Annotated in this window: 30 protein-coding genes and 1 other RNA gene; 26 read left to right on the plus strand and 5 right to left on the minus strand. The window is 40.0% G+C overall.

Features of this window, described 5'->3' with window-relative positions; all coding sequences use genetic code 11:
- Positions 1 to 94 precede the first annotated feature (94 nt).
- The 6 genes from HM131_RS10740 (at position 95) to HM131_RS10765 (ending at position 4,063) form a co-directional block, all read left to right on the plus strand.
- On the plus strand, positions 95 to 502 hold the full coding sequence (locus tag HM131_RS10740) for a cytidine deaminase (RefSeq protein ID WP_085029760.1): 408 nt from the start codon (positions 95 to 97) through the stop codon (positions 500 to 502).
- Positions 503 to 669: 167 nt separating this feature from the next.
- Entirely contained in the window at positions 670 to 1,266 is a 597-nt protein-coding gene (locus HM131_RS10745) for a CotD family spore coat protein (protein ID WP_085029761.1), read from the plus strand.
- A gap of 97 nt (positions 1,267 to 1,363) precedes the next feature.
- Positions 1,364 to 1,930, plus strand: coding sequence for an SLOG family protein (locus tag HM131_RS10750; RefSeq protein WP_085029762.1), 567 nt, complete (start codon positions 1,364 to 1,366; stop codon positions 1,928 to 1,930).
- Positions 1,931 to 2,007: 77 nt separating this feature from the next.
- Positions 2,008 to 2,316 carry a cell division regulator GpsB gene (gene gpsB, locus HM131_RS10755; RefSeq protein WP_085029763.1) on the plus strand — a complete coding sequence of 103 codons (309 nt, stop codon included), beginning with the start codon at positions 2,008 to 2,010 and terminating at the stop codon, positions 2,314 to 2,316.
- A gap of 101 nt (positions 2,317 to 2,417) precedes the next feature.
- Positions 2,418 to 2,790: RNase P RNA component class B (gene rnpB, locus HM131_RS10760), an RNA gene on the plus strand.
- A 103-nt stretch (positions 2,791 to 2,893) separates the two neighbouring features.
- Entirely contained in the window at positions 2,894 to 4,063 is a 1,170-nt protein-coding gene (locus tag HM131_RS10765) for a THUMP domain-containing class I SAM-dependent RNA methyltransferase (protein WP_085029764.1), read from the plus strand.
- Positions 4,064 to 4,177: 114 nt separating this feature from the next.
- Here the strand turns inward: HM131_RS10765 and HM131_RS10770 are convergent, their stop codons facing one another.
- Positions 4,178 to 4,858, minus strand: coding sequence for a restriction endonuclease (locus HM131_RS10770; protein ID WP_085029765.1), 681 nt, complete (start codon positions 4,856 to 4,858; stop codon positions 4,178 to 4,180).
- 180 nt (positions 4,859 to 5,038) lie between these two features.
- On the opposite strand from HM131_RS10770, the gene HM131_RS10775 reads away from it, so the two are divergent.
- The 4 genes from HM131_RS10775 (at position 5,039) to HM131_RS10790 (ending at position 9,071) form a co-directional block, all read left to right on the plus strand.
- Entirely contained in the window at positions 5,039 to 6,532 is a 1,494-nt protein-coding gene (locus HM131_RS10775; RefSeq protein WP_085029766.1) for a carboxypeptidase M32, read from the plus strand.
- Positions 6,533 to 6,807: 275 nt separating this feature from the next.
- Positions 6,808 to 7,638 (plus strand): amino acid ABC transporter substrate-binding protein, encoded by an 831-nt coding sequence (locus HM131_RS10780; RefSeq protein ID WP_085029767.1) that lies wholly within the window; start codon positions 6,808 to 6,810, stop codon positions 7,636 to 7,638.
- Positions 7,625 to 8,326 (plus strand): amino acid ABC transporter permease, encoded by a 702-nt coding sequence (locus HM131_RS10785; RefSeq protein WP_085029768.1) that lies wholly within the window; start codon positions 7,625 to 7,627, stop codon positions 8,324 to 8,326. Before HM131_RS10780 ends, HM131_RS10785 begins: the two co-directional genes overlap by 14 nt.
- 10 nt (positions 8,327 to 8,336) lie before the next feature.
- On the plus strand, positions 8,337 to 9,071 hold the full coding sequence (locus tag HM131_RS10790; RefSeq protein ID WP_085029769.1) for an amino acid ABC transporter ATP-binding protein: 735 nt from the start codon (positions 8,337 to 8,339) through the stop codon (positions 9,069 to 9,071).
- 46 nt (positions 9,072 to 9,117) lie between these two features.
- Here the strand turns inward: HM131_RS10790 and HM131_RS10795 are convergent, their stop codons facing one another.
- A complete protein-coding gene (locus HM131_RS10795; RefSeq protein WP_085029770.1) occupies positions 9,118 to 9,669 on the minus strand; it encodes a hypothetical protein in 552 nt (183 codons plus the stop codon).
- Positions 9,670 to 9,795: 126 nt separating this feature from the next.
- Between HM131_RS10795 and HM131_RS10800 the strand changes: the two genes are divergently transcribed.
- The 4 genes from HM131_RS10800 to HM131_RS10815 all read left to right on the plus strand — a co-directional run bounded on the left by HM131_RS10800 (position 9,796) and on the right by HM131_RS10815 (position 12,995).
- Complete coding sequence (locus HM131_RS10800) at positions 9,796 to 10,563, plus strand: SDR family NAD(P)-dependent oxidoreductase (RefSeq protein ID WP_085029771.1); 768 nt, start codon at positions 9,796 to 9,798, stop codon at positions 10,561 to 10,563.
- A gap of 113 nt (positions 10,564 to 10,676) precedes the next feature.
- The gene (locus HM131_RS10805) at positions 10,677 to 11,762 is read left to right on the plus strand and encodes a type III polyketide synthase (RefSeq protein ID WP_085029772.1); all 1,086 of its coding nucleotides are present in this window, start codon (positions 10,677 to 10,679) and stop codon (positions 11,760 to 11,762) included.
- Positions 11,763 to 12,272: an isoprenylcysteine carboxyl methyltransferase family protein gene (locus HM131_RS10810; protein WP_085029773.1), complete on the plus strand. Its 510-nt coding sequence runs from the start codon at positions 11,763 to 11,765 to the stop codon at positions 12,270 to 12,272.
- 429 nt (positions 12,273 to 12,701) lie between these two features.
- A complete protein-coding gene (locus tag HM131_RS10815) occupies positions 12,702 to 12,995 on the plus strand; it encodes a DUF6123 family protein (RefSeq protein WP_085029774.1) in 294 nt (97 codons plus the stop codon).
- 15 nt (positions 12,996 to 13,010) lie between these two features.
- Here the strand turns inward: HM131_RS10815 and HM131_RS10820 are convergent, their stop codons facing one another.
- The 3 genes from HM131_RS10820 to cspD form a co-directional block, all read right to left on the minus strand.
- Positions 13,011 to 13,412 carry a ribonuclease HI family protein gene (locus tag HM131_RS10820; protein WP_085029775.1) on the minus strand — a complete coding sequence of 134 codons (402 nt, stop codon included), beginning with the start codon at positions 13,410 to 13,412 and terminating at the stop codon, positions 13,011 to 13,013.
- 16 nt (positions 13,413 to 13,428) lie between these two features.
- Entirely contained in the window at positions 13,429 to 14,106 is a 678-nt protein-coding gene (locus HM131_RS10825) for a queuosine precursor transporter (RefSeq protein ID WP_085029776.1), read from the minus strand.
- A 223-nt stretch (positions 14,107 to 14,329) separates the two neighbouring features.
- On the minus strand, positions 14,330 to 14,530 hold the full coding sequence (gene cspD / locus HM131_RS10830; RefSeq protein ID WP_085029777.1) for a cold-shock protein CspD: 201 nt from the start codon (positions 14,528 to 14,530) through the stop codon (positions 14,330 to 14,332).
- Between the two features lie 340 nt (positions 14,531 to 14,870).
- Here cspD and HM131_RS10835 point away from each other — a divergent pair, with 340 nt between their 5' ends.
- From HM131_RS10835 to HM131_RS10890, 12 genes are all read left to right on the plus strand, one after another.
- Positions 14,871 to 16,541 carry a formate--tetrahydrofolate ligase gene (locus tag HM131_RS10835; protein WP_085029778.1) on the plus strand — a complete coding sequence of 557 codons (1,671 nt, stop codon included), beginning with the start codon at positions 14,871 to 14,873 and terminating at the stop codon, positions 16,539 to 16,541.
- An 85-nt stretch (positions 16,542 to 16,626) separates the two neighbouring features.
- On the plus strand, positions 16,627 to 17,481 hold the full coding sequence (locus HM131_RS10840) for a DUF72 domain-containing protein (protein ID WP_085029779.1): 855 nt from the start codon (positions 16,627 to 16,629) through the stop codon (positions 17,479 to 17,481).
- An 8-nt stretch (positions 17,482 to 17,489) separates the two neighbouring features.
- Positions 17,490 to 18,092, plus strand: a complete 603-nt coding sequence (locus tag HM131_RS10845; protein WP_085029780.1) for an HD domain-containing protein — start codon at positions 17,490 to 17,492, stop codon at positions 18,090 to 18,092.
- Between the two features lie 23 nt (positions 18,093 to 18,115).
- On the plus strand, positions 18,116 to 19,075 hold the full coding sequence (locus HM131_RS10850) for a thymidylate synthase (RefSeq protein WP_085029781.1): 960 nt from the start codon (positions 18,116 to 18,118) through the stop codon (positions 19,073 to 19,075).
- A gap of 20 nt (positions 19,076 to 19,095) precedes the next feature.
- Positions 19,096 to 19,590 (plus strand): dihydrofolate reductase, encoded by a 495-nt coding sequence (locus HM131_RS10855; RefSeq protein WP_085029782.1) that lies wholly within the window; start codon positions 19,096 to 19,098, stop codon positions 19,588 to 19,590.
- Positions 19,587 to 20,186, plus strand: a complete 600-nt coding sequence (gene mobA / locus HM131_RS10860; RefSeq protein WP_085029783.1) for a molybdenum cofactor guanylyltransferase — start codon at positions 19,587 to 19,589, stop codon at positions 20,184 to 20,186. The genes HM131_RS10855 and mobA overlap by 4 nt, the downstream gene beginning before the upstream one ends.
- Positions 20,187 to 20,316: 130 nt before the next feature.
- Complete coding sequence (locus HM131_RS10865; RefSeq protein WP_085029784.1) at positions 20,317 to 20,499, plus strand: twin-arginine translocase TatA/TatE family subunit; 183 nt, start codon at positions 20,317 to 20,319, stop codon at positions 20,497 to 20,499.
- A 14-nt stretch (positions 20,500 to 20,513) separates the two neighbouring features.
- Entirely contained in the window at positions 20,514 to 20,696 is a 183-nt protein-coding gene (tatA, locus tag HM131_RS10870) for a twin-arginine translocase TatA/TatE family subunit (RefSeq protein ID WP_085029785.1), read from the plus strand.
- 108 nt (positions 20,697 to 20,804) lie between these two features.
- A complete protein-coding gene (gene tatC, locus HM131_RS10875; RefSeq protein WP_085031941.1) occupies positions 20,805 to 21,524 on the plus strand; it encodes a twin-arginine translocase subunit TatC in 720 nt (239 codons plus the stop codon).
- Positions 21,525 to 21,678: 154 nt separating this feature from the next.
- The gene (locus tag HM131_RS10880; RefSeq protein WP_085029786.1) at positions 21,679 to 21,897 is read left to right on the plus strand and encodes a YozE family protein; all 219 of its coding nucleotides are present in this window, start codon (positions 21,679 to 21,681) and stop codon (positions 21,895 to 21,897) included.
- Between the two features lie 27 nt (positions 21,898 to 21,924).
- Positions 21,925 to 23,079 (plus strand): exonuclease SbcCD subunit D, encoded by a 1,155-nt coding sequence (locus HM131_RS10885; protein ID WP_085029787.1) that lies wholly within the window; start codon positions 21,925 to 21,927, stop codon positions 23,077 to 23,079.
- 1 nt (position 23,080) lies between these two features.
- Positions 23,081 to 26,197, plus strand: a complete 3,117-nt coding sequence (locus HM131_RS10890) for an AAA family ATPase (RefSeq protein WP_085029788.1) — start codon at positions 23,081 to 23,083, stop codon at positions 26,195 to 26,197.
- Positions 26,198 to 26,205 lie beyond the last annotated feature (8 nt).

The following is a 26,205-nucleotide window of genomic DNA, read 5'->3' on the forward strand; positions in this document are numbered from 1 at the left end:
TGCTTGGATGTGCTCTTTCTAATTTATGTAATCGCTTTACTTGCAAACCTTTTTCCTTTATAATTAGCTTCCCATTGAGAGGGAGGGCATACAGATGAACCAAGAAGAATTGATTCAACAAGCAAAAGAGATTCGGCAACGCGCTTATACTCCTTATTCTAAATTTCCCGTTGGTGCAGCGCTTGTAACAGATGACGGCACATTGTTCACTGGATGTAATATTGAGAATGCTGCCTATCCAGTGACCTGCTGTGCAGAAAGAGTTGCTATATTCAAAGCGATCTCAGAAGGACATACTAAATTTAAAGAGCTGGCAGTCGTAGCGGATACAAAAAGACCTGTACCGCCTTGTGGCTCATGCCGCCAGGTAATGAGTGAATTTTTCACACCAAAAATGAAAATCCATACTTCTAATCTTCATGGTGATATTCGAACGATGACAATGGAAGAACTTTTACCTTTTTCCTTTGGCGCCATGGATTTAACACATGAGGATGAGTGAGAAAAGGAGGTGAAAACCTCCTTTTTTCTATGATCAGCTTCCAATACATAAATAAGCCATTCACGTTCGAGCCTAAAAAATGGCTAATATTGAGAATATCGCCCAGTACATCTATTTCACCCATGACATACGCTGATAAGGAAGACTAAGAACAAGGAGTGAACATAATGCATCATCAAACAATGCCGGGTCAGTGCCATGCCCCTGTAAATAGACGCCCGATTGTATGTCCAATGCAGCACTGTGTGATGGATAACTACTTTGTAGAAAATCAAGATATTATTCATCCTACACATTTATTAGTGCGTAATAACCATCTCTTGAACAATTATAATTACTTCCCTCTATTAGTATCAGAACAGAACAATTTCCAGACTCAAGAATATAATTTCCCTCAAGGACAATCTCCGGATTACAACTGGATGGAGTTTATGTCTCCTCAGGATATGGGTCAAATGCCGATGATGGCCGAAGGTGATACAGAAGGTCAAATGCCAATGATGCCACAGCAAGGGATGATGGGTGAAGGCCAGATGCCTATGATGCCGCAGCAAGGGATGATGGGTGAAGGCCAGATGCCAATGATGCCGCAGCAAGGGATGATGGGCGGAGGCCAGATGCCTATGATGCCGCAGCAAGGGATGATGGGCGGAGGCCAGATGCCAATGATGCCACAGCAAGGGATGGCAGGGCAGGGTCAAATGCCAATGATGCCTCAAGGTCAAATGCCTATGGGACAAATGATGTCAGGATCTGATTCATAAAAGGTATGATAAGCCACTATTGTAGTGGCTTATTTTCTTTTTTTGAGATAGAAACTTTTTAAAGGATGTCATACAATAGAATTGGAGAGTGATCCGAATGAGAACAGTTGTGGTAACAGGATATAAACCAATGGAAATGGGGATATTTAAACAGAATGATCCTAAAATAGGCTTTATTAAAGAAACGATTAGACGAAGGTTAGTATCAATGATAGAAGAAGGGTTAGAATGGGTGCTTATCTCTGGTCAAATGGGGGTTGAACTTTGGACAGGCGAAGTAGTTCTGGATTTGAAAGAAGAGTATAATATAAACCTGGGAGTCATTCCGCCTTTTACAAACCAGCAAGAACGCTGGCCAGAAGATATTCAAATGGTCTATGAGGAAGTGACCATGATCGCAGACTTTCATAAGCCTGTGTACGAAAAAAGCTATGATGGACCTTACCAATTTAAAGCGAAAGACCAGTTTCTCGTAGAACACTCCGATGGCTGCCTTGTCCTTTTTGATGAAGAAACCAAAGGTAGTCCCGAATTCTTTTTAAGACATGCACGAAAATCAGAAGAAATGGAGCGGTACAAAATTTTGTACATAACTCCTTACGATTTAGAGGAAACGGTCGAAGAATTGCGTATGTCCGATCCTGATTACTGGAGCCAACAATAGATTCAAATTGAATAAAATTGACAATTTCGCTAGCATTTGAAAAAATAAGGTTAATGTGTTGAACAGAGGTGATAAAAATGAGTTCGGAAGAAATTCATTTGACGAGTAAAGAAATTCTCGAAAAAGATTTTAAAACTTCCATGCGTGGTTATAATCAAGAAGAAGTGGATGAATATTTAGATTTAATTATTCAAGATTACGACAAGTTCCAGCAGGAGATTGAACGTCTTCAACATGAAAACGATCGGTTGAAGAGAATGTCCAGCAGGGAAACAACGCCGAGGCAGAAACAAAATGGTACGGGTAATCACCAGGTAAACTATGATATCCTTAAAAGAGTTTCAAACTTGGAGAAAGCTGTTTTCGGAAAAAAATACGCGGATTAATACCATTAATTACCATATGACAAAACGTTTGTGATTTGCTATAATGTTCAGGTGCGCCGGATTTTGGTGCTCATGATGAATAGTAATGAAAAAGCATTTGAATACTCGGGTAATCGCTGTATGTACACATACAGAGGAAAGTCCATGCTCGCACAGACTGCGATGTCTGTAGTGTTCGTGCCTGACGAAATCATAAGTCAGGGTAGTCTTTAGACTAACGGCAGGGAAAATTCCTACGTCTTCGGATATGGAATGAATACCTTGAAAGTGCCACAGTGACGGAGCCAAAATAGAAATATTTTGGGTGGAACGAGGTAAACCCCGCGAGCGAGCAACCCAAATGAAGGTAGGGGCATTCTTCAATGGGAATTGAACCAGAGAAGAGACCGTTGATACGGCAGATAGATGATTACCACCGGAGTACGAGGTTGACCGCCGTTGGCAGTACAATGGTACAGAACATGGCTTACAGAGTATTCAAAGGTCGCTAATTACTTACGAGACACCCTTCTTAAAAGCCATTCGCTTTAGGAAGGGTTTTTTATTGGATACATATCGATCGATTTGGAGGGATAAAATGACTCAAAAGGTTACATTAATCGCAACAGCTGCAATGGGTCTTGAGGCTATTGTCGCTAGAGAGGTTAAGGCACTTGGCTATGAAGATGTACAAGTAGAAAACGGGAGAGTAGTTTTTACTGCTGAACCGTCTGCTATTCCTAGAGCTAATCTGTGGCTCAGAACAGCAGATCGCGTAAAATTGCTTGCAGGTCGTTTTAAGGCAACTACTTTTGACGAGTTATTCGAAAAAACAAAAGCTCTTCCCTGGGAGGATTTCATTGCTGAAGATGGGGAATTTCCTGTAGTAGGAAAATCAGTCAAGTCCAAACTATATAGTGTACCGGACTGTCAATCCATTGTAAAAAAAGCTATAGTCGAGCGTCTGAAACAGAAATATGGCGTTGCTTCCTGGCTGAAAGAATCTGGAGCCTTTTATCGTGTTGAAATCGCTCTTCATAAAGATGAAGCCCTTCTCACAATCGATACCTCAGGAAGCGGGCTTCACAAACGGGGATATCGAGTCGGACAGGGGGAAGCTCCTCTTAAAGAAACATTGGCTGCTGCGTTAGTGCAAATTACGAACTGGCATCCTGATCAACCATTCGTTGATCCATTTTGTGGATCTGGCACTATTGCGATTGAAGCTGCTCTAATTGGTCAAAACATTGCCCCAGGCTTCAACAGAGAATTTGCCTCTGAAGAATGGGGATTTATCTCTCAAAAAGCTTGGGATGATGCTTTTCAGGAAGCAGAGGATTTTGCTAACTACGATCAGCCTTTAAATATTACAGGTTCTGATATAAACCCAGACTTGATTACTATTGCTAAAAACAATGCAATGGAAGCAGGCCTTGGTGGCTTGATTTCATGGAAACAGATGCAAATGAGCGACTTTAAACCAAAACAGGACAACGGTTATTTAGTCTCTAACCCACCTTATGGAGAGCGTATGGGTGAACGTGAAGAAGTCGAGCAGATGTATCGTGATCTCGGATCGATCATGAGAGACCATCCATCATGGAGTGTGTATATTCTGACATCCCATGAAGGTTTTGAGAGCCTATATGGAAAGTCTGCAACAAAAAAACGCAAACTGTTCAACGGATTCATCAAAACCGATTACTACCAGTACTTTGGTAAGTCAAAAAAGACCAAATTCAGTAATAACAAAAGTTTCAGCAAATAAATGAGCTGTAGTTTTGTTGATTAAATGACATTGAATAAGACCAGCCTCTTCTATATTCCAGTAATATGAAAGAAGGGGGCTGGTCTTTAATTTTTTCTGATTTTCTTAGTGTCATCACTTACCCCTGACTGTTTTTGAGGTTTCTTTATCTTTCTTCCATAACCGAATGGAATGTAAATGGTAGTCGTTTAGCATATCTACTATATCATTTCTGTCTAAAAGCTTTACTTTATCCTTTTGAGTTTGAACTCTTGCTGTTTTTGTAAAATAACTGTTTGTAACGATCCATTTATTATTTTCGGCAGGATTACCATTTTTTTCAATGATTTCGTTTATATCAGGTAGTGATAGCTTATCTGAGCACTTTTTTACATGCACATCAATCGATTGTGAATCCTTTTTTAAAAGTAAATCTGCTCTGTATGTTTGTGATTCAGAAGTTCGTTTAGCGTAATACCCCTGGTGCTTGAACAGGTGCAGGAGCAATTCTTCAAATTGGTCTGCATTCATTTTATCTACTTCATTAAGTAGATATCCTTTTGTACTAGCTATCCTGCTTTTTCTCCTAATGACAGTCTTTGAAAATAATAGCTCAATGGTGAGGAATATGATATAACCGATGGACATAAATATTCCAAATGTAATTAAAAAAGTCAAATAATTTATTGAAGGGATTACACTTAATAAAGCTAGACCAATGATGTTTGAAATACCGATGAATTTTATTTTATCCATGAACTTCCAGTATTTAAATTTGTTTACTCTTTTAAACTGCTTAAGGTAATATTTGAACAACCAATCACATCCTTAAAATGTCATAACGATGCTAGTTTTTCCGTTCTTGTGTACAAATATTCTGTTTTCACCTTAATGGCTTAGAAAGACTCCCGAAGCTTTAAAGTCCTTTTAATAAAAATAGCCCTTAGCCAATATAATTGATAAGGTATAATAGATCATAAAGAAGGGGAGATAGGAATGAGTCAAACCACCGAGCAAAAGTTTATGGCGTTATTGAAAGAGCAAGCATCCTATGGGGAAGCAATCGGATTAATGGCCTGGGATATGAGGACAAAGGCACCAAAAAAAGGTATCGATAACCGTTCAGAGGTCTTAGGCGTTCTCTCTCAAAAAGTTCATGAGATTCAAACCTCAGATGAAATGAAATCGTACATAGATGAGCTTAAAGGGAAAGTAACCAATCCAGTCGTGCAGAAATCATTGGAAGAAGCAGAAGAAGCGTACGATAAAACAGCAAAGATTCCAACTAAGGAATATCGCGAGTATGTCACCTTGCAGTCAAAAGCAGAATCTATGTGGGCAGAAGCAAAAGAGAATAATGATTTTGAAAGTTTCCGACCATACTTAGAAAAGCTTGTTGAATATAACAGACGCTTTGCTGATTATTGGGGCTATGAAAACCACCGTTATGATGCTTTACTTCATAACTACGAGCCTGGAGTAACTGTTGAAGTGATTGATCGTGTATTCCCTCAAGTAAGACAAGCTTTGACAGAACTGCTCGGGAAAATCCAATCGGCTCCTAATCAGCCTGATCCCTCTGTGCTCAAAGGACAATTTCCTAAGGAAATGCAGGAAAAATTCAGTTTGGAAATATTGAAGCGTATGGGTTATGACTTCGAAGCAGGCCGATTGGATGAAACGGTCCATCCATTTGCTATTGGTTTGAATATGAACGATGTAAGGGTGACGACAAAGTATGATGAAAGTGACTTCCGTACGGCCGTTTTCGGTACGATCCATGAAGGCGGTCATGCATTGTATGAACAAAACATCGACCCTAAGCTAGCTTTCACCCCGTTAGCGACTGGAACTTCAATGGGAATTCACGAATCCCAATCACTTTTCTGGGAAAACTTTATCTCTAGAAATGAAGCATTTTGGGAGAACCATTACGACCTCTTCAAATCCTTTGCACCGGAGAGCTTTAAAGACCTTCCAATGGATGATTTTTATAGAGCGATTAACGAAGTAAAGCCCTCTTTAATTCGAATTGAAGCGGATGAACTTACTTACTGCCTCCACATTATGGTCCGTTATGAACTTGAAAAGGCATTGATTGGAGGAGAGATTGAAGTGAAAGACCTGCCTCAACTATGGAATGAGAAGATGGAAGAATATCTTGGTGTTAGACCTGCTAACGACGCTGAAGGTGTACTGCAGGATATCCATTGGTCGGGGGGAGACTTTGGTTATTTCCCTTCTTATGCATTGGGCTACATGTATGCTGCTCAATTTGCTTACCAAATGAAAAACGACTTGGATATTGAAGCCTTCATTCGTGCTGGAGATTTAGAAAAGATACAGCAATGGTTGACAAAGAATATCCATCAATTTGGGAAAATGAAGAAGCCCCTAGAAATATTAAATGATGTGACCGGGGAAGGGTTGAACCCCGATTATATCATCCAATACTTAACAGAAAAGTATAAGAAAATTTACCAATTTTAAAGTAATTAAGTCGGGATAAAATCCCGGCTTTTTTTGTTTTCTATGAAGTAATAAAGGTACAAGGCTGCATTTTGCTCTAGCTCCTAACCATTCTGTCATAGGTTAATCAGTTGAGTATAAAAAACCCATCCAATCTAGCGGTTGTTTTATGCTAGTCAGGCCTCCTGAGGAGATTAAGCATTTATACGTTAAAATAATTGACATTTGTTTAATTCTCTTATAACATCAAAAGGCAATAAAACATATCATTTTACTTGGTTTTAGGGGGAATAGAAATGAAACGTATATTTTATGGGTTAGTTCTTCTAGTACTGGCCGTTGTCTTATCCGCTTGTGGAAGCAATGAATCAGAGGAACCGCAAGCGACAGAAGGAAGCAGTGAGGATGCAGCAAAGTCTTCGGAAAATCTGCTCGAAAATATAAAAGCAAAAGGTGAATTGTTGATTGGCACAGAAGGCACTTACCCGCCATACACCTTCCATAATGAACAGGACGAATTGACAGGCTTCGACGTAGAAATTGCAAGGGAAGTAGCCAAACGACTTGGAGTTGAACCTGTATTTAAAGAAACCAAATGGGACTCTATGTTTGCTGGATTAAACTCTGAACGTTTCGATATGGTTGCTAACCAGGTAGGAATTACCCCTGAGCGTCAAGAGAAATACTCTTTCTCAGAGCCATATATCCAATCTTCGGCTGTGATTGTAACTCATGAAGACAACGAGAGCATTACGAGTTTTGACGATTTATCTGGCGTGAAGACTGCCCAGTCTATGACAAGTAATTTCGCTAAGATTGCCAAAGAAAACGGGGCAGACATTACGAGCGTTGAAGGTTTTAATGAGTCAATGCAATTACTTAGCTCAAAACGTGTTGAAGCGACCGTGAACGACCGATTATCGGTACTTGACTTTAAAAAACAACGTCCAGATGCACCTGTTAAAATTGCCGCTAGGCAGGATGAAGCGTCTAAAAGTGGATTATTGTTCAGACAAGGCAATGACGAGTTAGTAGAAGCAGTCAATCAAGCCTTAAATGAAATGAAAGAAGACGGAACATACGTGGAAATCTCTCAGAAGTGGTTTGGTGAAGATGTTTCTAAGTAATATTTTCACCGACAGCGCCATGCAGGAAAAATATATCGACATTTTAGTCAGCTCTTTTCTCCCTTTGGTGAAAGGGGCTTTCTATTATACAATTCCGCTTACACTAATCTCATTTGCCATTGGGCTTGTACTAGCAATCATAACGGCAATGATGAGAATTTCTGGTATAAAGCTTTTCCAAGGAATAGCCAGAGTGTATGTTTCGATTATTCGTGGTACGCCGCTGCTTGTACAATTGTATATTATCTTCTACGGACTTCCGTCTGTAGGTGTAACGATCAACCCGTTAATATCTGCAATCATTGGATTTTCCCTTAATATGGGTGCTTATAATTCAGAAATTATCCGAGCAGCTATCTTATCTATACCTAAAGGACAATGGGAAGCTTCCCAATCCATAGGGATGACGTATTTACAATCTTTGAGACGGGTCGTTTTTCCGCAGGCGACTCGAGTATCGATTCCACCGTTATCTAACTCATTTATTGGGCTCATTAAGGACACTTCCCTCGCCTCAACTATCACATACGGCGAACTATTCCGTCAGGCTCAAGAAATCGCATCACAGAATTACGAATTTCTGCTCGTCTATACAGAAGCCGCTGCGATTTATTGGATCATTTGCGTCGGTTTGTCGTTTGTACAAGACCGTGTAGAAACAAGATTGGAACGTTATGTATCAACTTAGGAGAGATTTGATGATTAAGGCTAGGAATATAAATAAACATTTTGGTTCATTACACGTATTAAAAGATATTGACTTGGATGTACAAAAAGGTGAGGTTGTTGTAGTGATTGGCCCTTCAGGATCAGGGAAGACAACTTTCTTGAGAACCCTGAATGTTTTGGAGAAGCCCGAAGAAGGTAAGATTAAGATTGGCGATCAACAACTAGACTTTACTCAACCTATATCAAAGAAGTCGCTGATTCAGTTCAGGAAACAAACGGGGATGGTCTTTCAAAACCATAATCTTTTTCCTCATTTTACTGCTATGGAAAACGTCATGGAGGGCCCTGTTACGGTTCAGAAGGTACGTAAAGAAGCAGCAAGGGAACGAGCTGCTGAAATACTCACCAAAGTCGGTCTCGGTAATAAACTGGAAGCATACCCTCACCAGTTATCTGGCGGTCAGCAGCAGCGGGTAGGAATTGCAAGAGCACTCGCGACGGGAGCAGAAGTCATTTTATTTGATGAACCAACGTCAGCCCTCGACCCTGAATTGGTAGGAGACGTACTGGATGTTATGAAGGAACTGGCCAGAGAGGGAATGACAATGGTCGTCGTTACCCATGAAATGAGCTTTGCTGAAGAGGTTGCAGATAAGGTCGTTTTTATGGACCATGGAAATATAATAGAAGAAGGAACACCTCATCAAGTATTTAATCAGACAAAAGAAGTAAGAACGAAACAGTTCTTAAATCGAATCCAATAATAAATAAAAAAATCCCAACAGCAAGATTCTGTTGGGATTTTTTATATTATGAAAGCTCATCTTTCATATTTGGAGTCAGTAAACCTACTTCTTCATAAATTGTACCGAGTTTATCGTTGAACTCAGTAAATTTTTCATCTGCAGTTGAAAGGTCTGCTTCTTCAACATTCCCCTCTAAAGCGGAAGCAACTTCTTCATAATAAGCTTTTAATGATGTAGTTACAGCTTCCTGGAATTGAGATTTAATATCTTCAGACAAATCAGCTTCAACCGTATAGTTTGCTGCTTCTTCTGCTGCTTCTTGAGCTTCAGTCAGGGCTTCTTCACCTGCTGTTTTAATAGCCTCAACGTCTGGTTCCTCTGCAGAAACCGCTCCTTCATAAGCTGCAATTTTAGCTTGATATTCTTTAAACGTATCTTTTAAATTCATCTGAGCATTTAGCAATTCTTTCTTTATAGCTTGCTCATCATTACCTTGATCCTTCTCTTCAGTCTGGCTGTCAGATTCAGCATTGCCTTCTTCTTCTCCGGAACCACCGTTGCACCCAGCTATAACTAGTGCACTTGTCAGACCTAAAGCCAATAACCATTTTTTCATGTAAAAAGACCCCCTTTTTGTATGACAAATTAAAGTTTAATGGAGCCGGTTAAATATGTAAATAATTTGCAAAAATGTTATACTATACTGAAAATTCAATCCATCACCATCAACAGGAGGTTTTCTATGTTCTTGCCAAGCTTTAGACTAGATAAAAAATTAGCCGTTATTACCGGGGGAACAAAAGGAATAGGAAAGGCAATCACGTTAGCATTTGCCGAATCAGGGGCTGATGTCATCATCATCGCCAGAAACGAAAATGATTTAGAGAAAACAAAGCAGGAAGTAGAGGAACTTGGACGACAGGCGAATACCATCTGTCTGGACATCAATGAATACGAGAATATCATAAATGAAGTGGAAGAACTTAGAGGAAATAGACATATAGATGTTTGGGTGAATAATGCCGGAATGAACATAAGGAGTGAAGCAGAAAAAGTCAGTGAGGAAGAATGGGATCAAATTGTATCTACAAATATGAAAAGCGCCTTCTTTCTATCTCAGTATGCAGGGAGAGTAATGAAAGAGAAAAAGGAAGGGAAGATCATAAATATCTCTTCTGTCGGAGGTCATACAGCTCTGCGTACTGGGGTTGTTTATGCTATGACCAAAAGTGCCCTTATCCAAATGACCAAAAACCTGGCACTTGAATGGGGAAAATACCAGATTAACGTCAATGCGATTGGGCCCTGGTACTTTCCAACAGCTCTAACAGAAGAACTCCTTCAAAATGAAGACTATGTCCAATCAATCTTAGAGCGCACTCCTTTGAACCGAATTGGTAAATTAGAGGAATTATCAGGAGCTGCCGTCTTTTTAGCATCTGACGCCGGAAACTACATGACCGGCCAGACGCTGTTCGTAGATGGCGGTATGACGATTTATGGATTTTGAATAATTAAGCAGCGGACGTTTAGACGAACGTCCGTTTTTTGTGAGTTGTTAGAGCGCTTACCACTCATAATTCCACTGATTTTGCCCACAATAGAAGAAAAGGAGGGAGACGCATGCCATACATTCTCTCAACAGGCATACAGTTAGCCGACCATAACTACGCTCAAGCGGACATCCAGGACATAGTCAAAGAACTTTTTCCTCTTAAGCCTCATGAAATAAACCGACTGCTTCCTATCTTTGAAAATGCAGATATCAATGAACGCCAATTTGCAATGGAACTAGATTGGTTTAAAGAGGAGCATGGGCTAGCTGAACGAAACAAGGTTTATCATGAGAAAGCGATTCAGTATGCAAAATCTGCAGTAGAAAACTGCCTTTCAGATGAAAGATTTTTAAGTGGAAAAGTTCAGCCTTCTATGATCGATCACGTCATTTTCATTTCTTCTACTGGAATCTCAACACCTACGATTGATGCGTATCTCATTAATGAGTTGAAGCTTAAAGAATCCGTCAAAAGGACACCGATCTTCGGGCTTGGATGTGCTGGCGGTACAAGTGGCGTTGCTAAAGCTTATGAGTATTTACTTGGTCATCCCGAAGAGAATGTCTTGATCATTTGTGTAGAGTTATGCAGCTTGACGTTTCAACACGATGATTCAAGAGTAAGCAATTTTGTTGGCACTGCTCTATTTGGCGATGGAGCTTCAGCTGTATTGATGGCAGGAGACAACTCTCCAATAAAAGGCCTGAGTCAGTCTTCTCTTTTGAATGTCTACTCTTCTAGTTCTAGGATAAAGCCGAACAGTACGGATGTTATGGGGTGGAAAGTCGTTGATAATGGTTTTGAAGTCATCTTTAATAAAAGTATTCCACGGCTGGTTAAAGATTTTTGGAGTGTCCATATGGCAGACGTGTTAAAAGAAATAAGAGTGGAAGCAAAAGAGCTGCCGTTCATCATAGCTCATCCCGGTGGAAGAAAAGTGTTGGAGGGGTATCAAGAAATCTTTGGATTACCAAATGAAACGTTGGAAATCTCAAAAACCGTTTTACGTAACCACGGAAATATGTCGTCACCAACTGTTCATTTTGTCTTACATGAAGCGATGTTGACAGAACCGGAGAAGGGAACGAAATCAGTGATGACATCGTTAGGACCTGGCTTCAGTTCTGAAATTGTTTCTTTGGAGTGGAACTAGATGGAAATATTACTCATTGCATTATACTTATTCCTTGTTCTCCAAAGGGTTGGGGAACTCGTTATTGCTAGATCAAACCGGCGTTGGATGCTTGAACGAGGAGCACGAGAAGTAGGAGAGAATCATTATTTTCTGTTTATTGTGCTCCACAGCTTATTTTTTGTTTCAATAGGGCTCGAATTTTATTTGACTCCATTTCAATGGAATCCATTATTCTATCCAGCACTATCTGCTTTTTTTATATTGCAGATTTTGCGTATTTGGTGTATTGCGACACTCGGAAGAAGGTGGAATACGAGAATTTTAGTATTGCCGGATGAAGAACCAATTAGTAAAGGACTATACCGTGTGATCAAACACCCTAATTATGTCATTGTATTTTTTGAGTTAATCGTCATTCCTGTCCTGTTCCACGCCTACTTAACTGCGTTGATCTTTCCGTTCCTTCATTTAATGGTGTTGACAGTTAGGATTCCAGCTGAAGAGAAGGCTTTGCAGGAGAGAATTTAAATTTTCTGACGATCTATTGCTTCTGTAAAAGGAGTCTGCTATACTTCTAAATAGAAATGAAAATCATTATCACTTAGAAGGGTGAGAACAAGATGGTCCTTATCATATTATTGATTGTGGCTGTGTACAGCAGTTTAATGGTTTGGATTCTCGCAAAGGTAGGCTCAGTTCCTGCACAATCGGTACTGCATTTATTAATGGGGAATACGAAACGTTCTCTTCCTCATAAACGAAAAACATATGAACAAACAATTTCCGTCAGGTGAATTTCACCTGATTTTATTTTTGTTATAATGATGAAAAATGGCGATATTCGTCGAATAGTGGCGATTTAACCTTGAAGAGTGGATGATTTAAGCTTTGGGAAACAAAAAAAATTCATGATAAGCTTAAAGAAGTGTTTTGAAGATGATAGGTAAGGAGCGGACTATGAAAAATAATCATGCGTTGGCTTATTTTCTAGAAGATTTATGGTCTAAAGGGTTCAAGCTTAGTGATGAAGATGTACGGTTTATATATTTTGGGAAGAATTCTACAAATGCGGCCCAGTGGAAAGCCATTATTGCGGTTAAAGTAACATTGAAGTTTCAGCATAAATTTGATCCAAGCTTTTTTATCAGTGTATTGGAACATATAGCTAAGCCCGAAGTGAAGACGAAGGGAGAAGCCTATCGTTCATTGGAAAAACGAGGCTTTTACTCTAAAAGGCCATTACATAAATAACCCAGATGATCCTCATCATCTGGGTTTTGTATAATTCTGCAAAGCTTCCCGGGCAAGGCGATCTGCATTTTTGTTATTTTTTTCGGGGATCCATTTATAGAAAACGTACGGAAAGCGTTCCTGCAATATCAAAATTTTTTCAAACATTGGCCGGAACTGCTCGTTTTTTGTGAAGTTCTTTTCCATCGTATCTACGACGATTTTAGCATCAGAACGGACAGATATGATTTCACCAGGAAACAAATCCACACATACTTCAAGTGCTTTAATGACAGCTAAAAACTCAGCTTCATGATTTGTTTTTTCACCAAGGTAAAAGGTGTATTCACTTAATGATTGCCCTTTTTTAATAATAATTCCTGCTGCACTGGGACCTGGATCTCCACTTGCTGCAGCATCAGTATAAACTTCAATCAAGTTAAGTCAGCTCCTTTCATTCCTCGGTTTTGAATCTTCTAGCTATATAAAGGAACGGGGTGTCTAATGCTGCCACAATAAACTTGATAATGTAAGTTGTCAGGAATATCTCCAGCCAAACTTCTATAGGATAAATTCCGTAAAAAGCAATGACACAGAATATAGCACTGTCTAATAATTGACTGATCATCGTACTTCCGTTGTTTCTAACCCAAAGTGTTCGGGAACCTGAAAACATACCCTTTAATCTTGCGTAAAGCCATACATCAAAATATTGACTGATAATATAGGCAACTAGACTGCCGATAGCAATGCGGGCACCGACTCCAAAAATTGTAGTGAAAGCAGACTGAGCGATATCATTTTCACCAGGTGTAAATAAAATAGCCATCTGCATAAGTATTGTTAATACAATTAGAGTGGTAAAACCCATCCAAACGGCTTTCTGGGCATCTTTCTTTCCATACTTTTCATTGAGTATATCTGTGGCTAGAAATGCCGTTCCGTAAAGAATATTTCCTAATGTTGCATTCAGTCCAAAGAGTTCAACCGTTTTAACGACTTGAACGTTCGCTATAACCGTTGACATTCCAATCCATACAAACAGACCAGGTTTACCGAAAATTCTATAGACGCTCAGTAATAAAGTAAAATTAATAATGGCGAATAAAATCCATAACCATTCATTGCTCATTCTTACATCCTCCTTAGTTTTGGTATCGCGGGAGTTTACGAACCGCGGGCTTTTTAAACCAAGCGTATATTATACGTAGATGCAGGGGTGATTTCAAGAGGAGAAGAGTAAGTATGAGGTAATAAGGTTTGGTTGTAATTTTAACATTGCCTTCTAAGACTGACCTTGTAGATACAATAGAGATGAAAAAAGCGGCAACCATAAACGGTTGCCGCTTTCTAATTTATTGTTTTACAACGTTAGCCGCTTGAGGGCCACGGTCGCCTTCTACGATTTCAAAAGATACTTCTTGTCCTTCTTCAAGAGACTTGAAGCCTTCTTCTTGAATAGCAGAGAAGTGAACGAAAACGTCATTTCCGCCTTCAACTTGAATGAAGCCATAACCTTTTTCTGCGTTGAACCATTTTACTGTACCGTTTTGCATAATATGATTCCTCCTAAAAAACTTGCACGACGTGCGTGGAAAATTACAAATAGTCCATCAATCCCATAAAAAAACCCCATAAAACGCTGGAATCTAAATTCCGAAGCACTTCTATGGGAACTACCTGTCATTTATGATTCCGATCGACTTATTTGCTTAATCATAATATATCGTATCAAAAGTAGAGCGTCAATAAATTATCCATATTTTTTTGTGTGTTTCCTAAATCATCGCAATATTCTCAATCATCATTATGGAGAATTTTTTTCTTTTTTATCTTCAGTTCATAGAGAGTAGGTTACAATAAGGAAAGAAAGCGTTTAAAGGGAGGAATGATGAAATGAAATCTGATATTGAAATTGCGCTTGCTGCAGACATGAAGCCTATTCGAGAAATTGCAGGCCAATTGGAGCTTACGGAAAGTGATTGGGAGCCTTATGGTCATTATAAAGCTAAACTATCAGACAAATTACTGAAAAGATTATCTGATCGTCCAAACGGAAAGATCATTTTAACAACTTCTATTAATCCGACTCCCGCTGGTGAAGGGAAATCAACGGTTACAGTCGGTTTAGGACAAGCACTGAACCACTTGAACAAAAAAGCGATTATTGCACTTAGGGAACCTTCTCTCGGACCTACTATGGGCATTAAAGGAGGAGCGGCAGGAGGTGGTTACTCCCAAGTCGTTCCTATGGATGAAATCAACTTGCATTTTACTGGAGATATTCACGCCATTACTGCCGCTAACAATGCATTGTCGGCATTTATTGATAATCACATCCATCAGGGCAATGAACTGAATATAGACCCACGACGCGTTGAATGGAAACGTGTGCTGGACATAAACGACAGGGCATTGAGACAGGTTGTCGTAGGACTCGGTGGACCAGCAAGAGGAGTACCACGTGAAGATGGGTTTAAGATTACGGTTGCTTCAGAGATTATGGCCATTTTATGTTTAGCGAATGATCTCGAAGACCTGAAGGAACGCCTTGCTAAGGTTGTAATCGGCTACACGTATGGGAAACAGCCCGTAACTGTAAAACAGCTGGGAGTTGAAGGGGCGCTCACGCTCTTACTTAAAGACGCCATCAAGCCAAACTTAGTTCAAACTTTGGAAAATACCCCGGCGATTATTCATGGAGGGCCTTTTGCAAACATTGCTCATGGATGCAATAGTGTGATCGCTACGAAAATTGCTGCAAAGCTCGGAGAATATGTTGTTACTGAATCTGGCTTTGGTGCAGATCTGGGCGCAGAGAAATTCCTTGATATTAAGACGCGTGCAGGGGAATTCGAACCTGATGCAGTCGTAATCGTAGCTACAATTCGAGCACTTAAAATGCATGGCGGAGTTAATAAAAAGGAACTTGAAACTGAGAATGTGGCAGCGTTGGAAAAAGGGGTAGAAAACCTTAAAAAACATATGGAGACAATAGAGGGGTTCAACCTACCATTTGTCGTTGCCGTAAATCGCTTTCCGGCAGATACGGAAGCTGAAGTCGAATTTTTAATGAATTGGTGTGAAAAGCAAGGGGCACCTGCTGCGCTCGCTGATGTGTTTTCTAAAGGCGGCAGCGGTGGTCTTGAGTTGGCAGAAGAAGTTGTCCGTTTGTGTGAGGAGAAATCAGGTTCTCTGAATTATACTTATGAATTAAAGGATTCTCTCGACGAAAAAATTAACAAAATTGCTCAAAATGTCTACGGAGCGGACGGAGTTGAATTCTCATCAAAAGCAGAAAAACAATTGAAGCAAATGGATGAACTTGGCTTCAGTGGTTTACCTGTGTGTATGGCTAAAACTCAATATTCTCTTTCAGACGACCCCACCAAACTTGGACGGCCAGGTGGTTTCAAAATCTCTGTCAAAGAGCTCCACGTTTCTGCAGGAGCTGGATTCGTCGTTGTTCTTACTGGGGATGTTATGACAATGCCTGGTTTGCCAAAAAAACCGGCAGCTCTCAAAATGGACGTTACAGAGTCCGGGGTGATTAAAGGATTGTTCTAATAGGTACGCCCTCTTGCATGATCCTGTGCAGAGGGTCTCTTTTTTGCTAAAATGGCAGTAATACATAGTGGAAGGAGGATGCAGCGTGGGCATTACTATTGGATTGACTGGATGGGGCGATCATGCTTCGTTATACACAGATCAGACTAAGCCGGCAAACAAGCTATCCGAGTATGCTTCGCACTTTCCTGTTGTCGAAGTGGACACGGCTTTTTATGCTATTCAGCCTGTTACGCACTATGAAAAATGGGTGCAGCAGACTCCGAAATCCTTTAAATTTGTGGTCAAAGCTTTTAGTCAGCTGACCGGTCACGATCGTGAATCAAGGACAGTTCAGGAAGCAAAGGATCTGGTAAAGCGTTATGAAGAGTCAATCCAGCCAGTCGTTGAAGCAGGAAAGCTTGACGCACTCTTGTTTCAGTTTCCTCCTTGGTTTGATGTAAGAAAACAACATATTCAGAAGCTTCGATTGATCCGTGAATGGATGGATGATTATCCCCTTGCGCTCGAGTTTAGGAATCGAACGTGGTTTCAGCCTTCTTATTATGAACAGACCCTGGCCTTTATGAGAGAACAAAATTGGATCCATGCCATCTGTGATGAACCACAAGCAGGAGAGGGTTCTGTGCCTCGTATACTAGAACCGACGCATCATGAAAAGACACTGGTTCGATTTCATGGTAGAAACGTACATGGGTGGAATAAAAATGGGCGCAAAGATTGGCGAAAAGTTCGCTTTTTATATCGATACAATGATGAAGAGCTCATAGAATGGGCAGACCGGATCAAAGAGCTGAAGGAAAAAACACCATCCATCACAATGCTCTTCAACAACAATTCTGGTGGCGATGCTGCTGATAACGCGAAACAAATGATGAAAATACTTAATATACAATATGAGGACCTGAATCCTAGGCAGATGGATTTGTTTCAATTTTAGGAGGTTGCATGGATCAAAAGAAAGCGTTATCGACAATACAATCATACGTAAACTCACACTTTGGCACAGATCCTAGCGGTCATGATTATGGTCATATGAAAAGAGTGGCACAATGGTCAAGGAAGCTGGCGCGTAAGGAAGGAGCGGATCCATTTCTTTGTGAAGTGATGGGCTGGGTGCATGATATTGGTGATCCGAAGCTATTTGACTATCCAAAACATGCAAAAGAAAAGTTAACCAGCTTATTAATAGAACTTGGTTTTACGAAAGAAACCACTGATGAAATTCGATCGGTAATGGATAGGGTGTCCTTTAGAAAAGGTCAAGTTCCATACTCTTTGCCAGGTCAGATTGTTCAGGATGCCGATCGTCTTGATGCTATGGGAGCTATAGGTATTGCGCGAACGTTTGCCTATGGTGGGTCAAGAGGCCAGATGATTTTGAGTGATCATCAACAAACAGCAAATTCGATCCAACATTTTTATGATAAATTATTAAAGCTTTCTAGCCTTATGAATACAGACGCTGGAAGGCAAGAAGCAGAACAAAGACATCAGTTTATGCTTGAGTTTCTAGAGCAATTTCATCAAGAGACGAACATACAACGATGAAGGATATCAGGAGGATGTGGAGCATGTTAAAGAATGAGCAAGCTTATTTGGACTTATGCCGTCATGTCATGAAGGAAGGTACAGAAAAAAGTGATCGGACAGGGACGGGGACGTTATCCGTTTTTGGACATCAGATGAGATTTAACTTGCAGGAAGGCTTTCCTCTATTAACGACAAAACGGATCCCTTTCCGGCTGATTGCTAGTGAACTGCTTTGGTTTATCAAAGGGGATACAAATATCCGCTACTTGCTAAAGCATAACAATAATATTTGGAACGAGTGGGCTTTCCAGAGCTGGGTAGAGAGCGAGGAATATGAAGGTCCTGATATGACTGATTTTGGAAGGAGAAGCCAAACGGATGAAGTATTTAAAGAGCGCTATGATGAGCAAATGCGTTCCTTTAAAGAGCGAATTTTGACAGAAGAAGATTTTGCTGAGAAATATGGCAATCTCGGTGCTGTTTATGGGAAACAGTGGCGTGATTGGAAGACATCTCAGGGAGAAACCATTGATCAATTAAAAAAGGTTATTGATGGTATTAAGAACAACCCTGATTCCAGAAGACATATTGTAACCGCTTGGAACCCTGAAGACGTGCCTTCAAATATGGCCTTACCGCCATGTCATACGATGTTTCAATTCTATGTTGCAGACGGAAAGCTTTCATGCCAGCTTTACCAGAGAAGTGGAGACATCTTCCTCGGCGTTCCATTCAACATAGCCAGTTACGCTTTGTTAACGCACTTGATTGCTCACGAGTGCGAACTGGAACCTGGAGAGTTCATCCATACTCTAGGAGACGCTCATATTTATACGAATCATGTAGAACAAATTAATAAACAGCTATCTAGACAGCCTAAAGGATTGCCAACTCTTTCTTTAAACAAGGAAATTGTGAGTGTATTTGATTTTGAAATGGAAGATATTAAGATAGAAGGCTATGAACCGCATCCAGGAATCAAAGCCCCTGTAGCCGTATAACATACTCGAGGTGATAAACGATGATCTCATTCATTTTTGCAATGGACAAAAACCGATTAATAGGAAAAGAGAACGATCTTCCTTGGCATATACCCAATGATTTTAAATTCTTTAAAGATATGACCTGGGGGAAGACAATTATTATGGGGCGAAAAACTTTCGAATCCTTCGGAAAACCGCTTCCTGAAAGGGAGCACATCGTCATAACGAGCAACCGTGAGTACAACCGTGAAGGCTGCAAAGTCATCCACTCCATCAACGAAATCCTCCAGTTGGAAAAAAATCAGCCAGATAAAGAGTGGTTCGTTATTGGAGGCAGTGTTCTGTTCGAAAAGATGCTCCCTTATGCAGACCGCATGTATTTGACCTACATTGATCATGCTTTTGAAGGGGATACCCATTTCCCAGAGTATGATGAGAGCGAGTGGAAGCTGATCTCTGAAACGAAAGGGAAGATGGATGATAAGAATCCTTATGATTATTACTTCCGTACGTATGATCGTGTTCACTCATGAAACTCATAAGTGAGTACTGTGCAGCGGTGCTTGCAGGAGGAGGTTCAACTCGAATGGGTACCGATAAGGCGAGTCTCTCTCTTGGGAATTCGACCGTAGAGGAACGAGTGATCAGAGAATTGTACAGTCTGACATCTAAGGTGGTGTTAAACAAAAAAGATAGCTTAGATGTACAGTTACCCACGATTTCTGATGTGTATGAAAATGCTGGACCGCTCGGAGGACTACAGGCAGTTATGGAAATAAGAAAAGAAGAATGGTTCATTGTTTCTGCCTGCGACACTCCTTTCATTAAAAAAGCTGTCTATCAGTATTTAACAAACTTTATTAATGATCAGAGACAGGCCATTATTCCCATCTATAATGGACGTTTTCAGCCTTTATCAGGGCTTTATCATAAAAGTGTCTATCCTGAACTTGTCTCTCTGTTAGAAAGAGGGGATCGAAAAGTTGGGAAATTATTAGATAGGGTGCACACATACTACGTTGAAGATTTTGGTGACCTTCGTACAAGTGACCTAGATCTCCATTTTTTCAATATGAACACCCCTGATGATTATCAAAAGGCAAAGGAAATCGCAAAAAATCTAGCGTAATCAAGACATTTCGTTTAGAAAATGATATCATGAAATTGAAAATACTTATCGATTCCACTTCATGTTCATGAAGTTGAGAAGAATGTACAACCTTAACTTAAATAGCTAGTGACAAAAGGCGGTGAAGTACATGCTGTCAAGCATTGGAATTCCGGGTCTCATCTTAATTTTGACGATTGCTCTCGTCATTTTTGGGCCTAAGAAGCTTCCAGAAATCGGAAAAGCTGCTGGGCAGACTTTGAAAGAATTCAAAAGTTCAGCACGCGATCTAACCGATGATGTTAAAGAAGAGAAGCCAGAAGTGAAAAAATAATGGAGTGATGAACCATGTTATCAAACATTGGTGTACCCGGTCTCATCTTGATTTTGATTATCGCTTTAGTTATTTTCGGTCCTTCCAAACTGCCGGAAATCGGGAAAGCTTTTGGAAGCTCATTAAAAGAGTTTAAAAAAGCGACTGGAGATATCATGTCAGACGATGATACGAAGAAAAAGTCTAACGACGAATAATATAGAGAGGTGTAAGGGGGCTCCCTCTTACATCTTCTTTTTTGCAGGCTGTATGGAGCCTGGAGGTGGAGCATTTTGTCAGATGAAAAAGTAACCAAAGATATAGAAATGAACTTTACTGATCATTTAAGTGAATTGAGAAAAAGGATCATATGGACACTCGTATTCTTTGTCGCATTTTTTGTCGTTGGTTTTTTGAATGTAAGAACCATTCAAGATTTCTTCGTCGAGGAACTGCCGTTTGAATTGAATATGACAAGTCCAGGCGAGATCATTTGGATTTTCTTTACCATTGCAAGTATTGTAGCCATTGCCGGTACGTTGCCAGTTTTATGCCTGCAAGTATGGCTGTTTATAAAACCGGCGCTAACACCCAAAGAAAGAAAGGTATCTTTAGCCTACATTCCAGCAATCTTTCTCTTATTTTTGGGCGGGCTGGCGTTTGGGTACGTTGTTTTTATTCAAATGATTCTCCCCTTTTTACTTTCGTTGAATGATGGGATGTTTAATGAAATCTACACAGTGGAAAGGTACTTCAAGTTTTTATTCAGAGTCACCATTCCATTTGCCGTACTTTTTGAAATTCCAATTCTTACGATGTTTTTAACTAGCCTTGGGATCGTGAATCCTATGTTCCTAGTAAAGGTGAGGAAGTATGCTTATTTTATTCTGATCATTATCGGGACGATCATTTCTCCTCCCGATTTTATCCTTCAGATTGTAGTGGCCATCCCCCTCATCGTCTTGTATGAGATTAGCATTGTCTTATCAAGAATTGTGTTCAGAAAGAAGATGAAGAACCATCAGGAATTTATGGAGAATGATTAGGAACAAGAAGAATCCTCATAAAGGGGATTCTTTTTTATATCAACCTAATATCACCTTGTCCGAGGGGTTCCCGCGATCGTCTTTATCAATTCTTTTGCCGAAACTATGAATACGTGATAAAACAGAATTAGAATAAACTCAGGAGGAGCAAACTATGAGATCCTTTTACCATTATATGATGCGTTACCGTGGAAATCGGAAAAATGATGATGAAAAAAGATTAGCTGATTGGATGTTTGAAGACCATAGCTTTCCAAAACAAGCGAAATCCTATGATGAAATCAGCCGCTATCTGGAGTGGAACATTCCGTTCCCAAACGCGCTCTCGGTATTTGACCGACTATATGAAACTTACAAACTGGATGAAGAATAACTATATTGTTAAGGGGAGAGAGCCTGTATGCGAATTTTACATACAGCGGATTGGCATTTAGGAAAAATCGTCAATTACGTGCACATGACCGAAGACCAGCAATTTATTTTAGATCAGTTCATTCAAATCGTAGAAAAAGAAGAACCGGATGTGATTATTATCGCAGGGGACCTTTATGACCGTTCGATTCCTCCTAAACAGGCGGTTGATCTTCTTAATAAGACGTTGACAAAATTTATTAACGATTTTAATATCCCCGTCCTTGCTATATCAGGAAATCACGACAGCCCCGACCGGCTGCAGTTTGGAACTGATCTGTTCCGCCGACAGGGTTTGTTCCTGGATACGAAAATTAAACCTGATAGGGAACCTGTAACTCTTTACGATGAAGAGGGGCCCGTTCATTTTCACTTGATTCCATATGTCGAACCCGCAGAAGTTGCTCATGTCTTTGATGATTCCTCTATACGTTCTCATCAGCAAGCAGCTGAGAGATTGATCGAGGACATTAAAGAAAGATTTGACATGGACGAGCGTCACGTATGGATTGGACATTCATTTTTGGCCGGGGGCATGGAAACGGAATCAGAAGAGCGCCTTTCTATGATCGGTGGAAGCCCTTATATTGATGCACGGTTATTCGAAGACTTTTCGTATGTGGCGCTTGGTCATCTACATCAGGCTCAAAGGGTGACCGCAGATCACATTCGCTACAGCGGCTCGATATTAAAATATTCTTTCTCAGAAGCAAACCATAACAAATCTGTCACTATGGTCGAATTAGAGGCAAACGGATCATGTCAAATAAATAAAACCCCACTGGTGCCTGAACGTGACTTTGAAATGGTTGAAGGTTACTTTGAAGAGCTGCTAGGTGGAGATGCAGCCGCGGATCCACATAATTACCTTCATGTTCGCTTATTGGATGATGGTCAATTGATAGATCCGATGGGAAAACTTCGAAAAGTATATCCAAATATTCTCCATCTTGAGCGAAGAAGGACAGCGACTAACAATTCTTACGAAGAGCTTCATAAAGTCAAGGAGCGGCAAAAATTATCCCATCAAGATTTATTCCACTCTTTTTATGAAGATATTAAAGGAGATTCAATACCCGAACACCGGAAGGATCTAGTCCTGCAGGCGATAGAACTTTTGAAAGAAAAGGAGAGGGGGGAGTAATATGAAAGCACTGTCTTTAACGATGAATGCTTTCGGTCCTTATAGGCTAAAACAGACGATTGATTTTTCTACATTAGGGGAGGAGTCGATCTTTTTAATTACAGGACCTACTGGAGCAGGGAAAACGACGATTTTTGACGCAATGTGTTTTGCCTTATATGGGAGAGCTAGTGGGAGTGACCGGGATCAGGATAGCATGAGAAGCCATTTCGCCGACCAAGAAGAAACGACTTATGTAGACTTTCAGTTTGAGCTTAGAGGAAAGTCCTATCGTATTCTGCGCATGCCAAAACAAATGAGAAAAAAAGAACGTGGAGTAGGCTGGAAAGAAGATCCTGCACGCGCAGAGTTATATATGGTTCAAGAAGATGGAGAAAAGCTAATTGCTTCAAAGATCAAAGAGGTAAACGAGCACATAGAAGAAGTTTTAAGTCTCGACTACGAGCAGTTCAGAAAAATGATTATGATCCCTCAAGGAGAGTTCCGAAAACTAATTTCAGAGAATAGTAAAGAACGAGAAGAGATTCTTCAGCGTATTTTTAAAACACAATTTTATTCAGAGCTGACCGAATATTTTAAAACCCGCTCTAAGTCGCTCGAGAAAGAGATAGAACAATTTCAATGGAAAATCAATCAAGAGATTCATAAAGTCAATTGGGGTCTAGACAGTGATACATCCCTCGAGGATGAAGATCCCGAAAAAATTATCGGCTTATTAGAAAAGAGATTGGATGAACAAAAACAATGGATCAATGAAGAAAGAGCACACCTTGAGGTCTTAACTAACCAGTCCGAGCAGTATCAGAACGATCTTCAAAAAGCAAAACAACTTCAAGAAAACTTTGATGAGCTTGAGAGAGCTCAAGAGGAACATCAGCAGCTAAAAAAACGAGATGGCGTAATTCGTGAGATCGAAGCCGAGTTAACAAAAGGAAAGCAAGCTGCTCAAATCTTTCCATATGAGAAGCAGTGGAAAGAGCGAGAGCAAGAACTTAAAGAACAAAAAGAATTACTATCCAAAAAGGAAGAGATGCTTCAGGAAAAAAGCAAGGAATATGAAGAGATCAAACTCATGTACTTGGAGAAAGAGGCACAGGATGACGAGCGACAAGCTCTGAAAGAAGATTGGAAAAATAAGCTGGAAGAACAGAAAAAATTGAACGACTATTTATCAATTAGCCGTCAACTTCAAAAGACTCGAAACAGTACCGAGAATTTTCGTGTTCAAATAAAAAAGTATGAAGAAGAGCAAGAAGGTTTACGTCAGCAGTATAAATCTCTGAAAAATAAAGCGAATAATGAAAGAGAGATTACAAACGAACGATTAGAGAAAAGAAATTTTCTTGAAAAGCTAAAACAGCAGTCTCACTCACTCGAAAGGCTCTGGAGCGAGTTGAAAAAGCTCAACCGGATGAGAAGTCATTACCAAACATTTATGAAAGACTATCAAGAGGTAAAATCACATCAAGAACGCACAAAGCTAGCCTATGAAGGTGCTTTAGAAGAGATAAGGAAACATCATGCTTATACATTATCTCTAGAGTTAGATGAAGGGAATAAATGTCCTGTTTGTGGCTCTTCCAGTCATCCTAATCCAGCTCAAAAGCCAGAACATATTATGGAAGAGAGTGAATTAGATCAGTTGAAAACAGCTTACGAAAAGGCAGAGGAAGCCTTTCGAAAAGCGCAGGAAAAATTGATTCAAGTGAAATCAGAGGGAGAGACTCAGCGCCAATTAACAGAAGCGCTTCACCAAGATTTACGTGAACTCACATCAAATATGGAAGAAACATCCGTGAAAGAAGCATATAATCAAATAAGCGAAGAAATTTCAACCGTTCAAACAAGGATATCCACACTTGATGAAAAATCAAAGAGAATTCAAAACACGTTAAAGGAAATGGAAGACATAGAAACAAAGCTTACCTCGCTTGAAGAAACCCTAATAATAAAAAAGCAGAGTTTTTATGAAAAACAGCAGGAATTAACCCGCTTAGAAACAAAGGAACAATCTTATCGTGAGAACTATACGTTTAGCACTAAAGATGAACATGAACTGAAGGAACTCGTTCAAAAAGCAGAAGATCAATACGTTAAGGAAGAAAAAAAATGGGTGCATATCCAACAACGCTATTCAAAAATCAGAGATGAATTTAATAGTGCAAAAGTATCAGAAAATGAAGCGAAAAAATATAAAATTCAAGTAGAAACAGCGGTACAACAGCATTATATAGAATTTAAACAAACGTTTGATCAATTCCATTTTATGTCTATTGAAGATTACCAGAAATCTCTTTTATCAGAGAAAGAAATGAGAAACAAACAAACGACAATCGATGAATATAATCAAAGAATGGCGATTATTACCGATCGGATATCAGATTTACAAGAAAAACTAAAAGGAGAAGAAAGACCACACATAGAAAACTTGCGAAGCAAATGGGAAGAAAGTAAGCAGGAGCTAAATAGACAGCAGCAGAAAGTCAATGAACTGCATATGTCAGTAAAGCAAAACGAAAAGGTGCTCGAAAACCTTGGGAATCTCATACAGGATCAAGGTGAGCTCGCTAACCAATATTATGACATTGCTGAATTGGCACAGCTTGCTAAAGGAGATAATCCCCTGCGTTTATCCCTGGAACGCTACGTACTGGCTGCTTTTTTGGATGAAATATTAGTGCAAGCGAATATTAGACTCGATCAGATGACAGATCATCGGTATCAGCTGATCCGAAGTGATGAAGTTGCCAAGCGTGGAGCGCAGAGCGGGCTTGACCTTGAAGTTCTTGATCATCACACAGGACAACAGCGTTCTGTACGAACTCTTTCAGGAGGAGAAGGTTTTAAGGCTTCTTTAAGCCTTGCTCTTGGAATGGCAGACGTCGTCCAGTCTCACGCCGGAGGGGTCCAACTTGATACTTTATTTATTGATGAAGGGTTTGGTACTTTAGATGAAATTTCCCTCGAGCAGGCGATTGAATGCTTGCGTGGGCTGCAGGATGGCAACCGTATGCTTGGCATTATATCTCATGTGCCTCAGTTGAAAGAGGAGATTCCTGCAAAGCTGCAAATTGACACAGGTCCTGACGGGTCTAGAGTGAAGTTCGTCTTTCAATAACTAAGAGG

This window comes from Halobacillus mangrovi (assembly GCF_002097535.1).
In the GTDB taxonomy this organism is placed as follows: Bacteria; Bacillota; Bacilli; order Bacillales; family Halobacillaceae; genus Halobacillus; species Halobacillus mangrovi_A.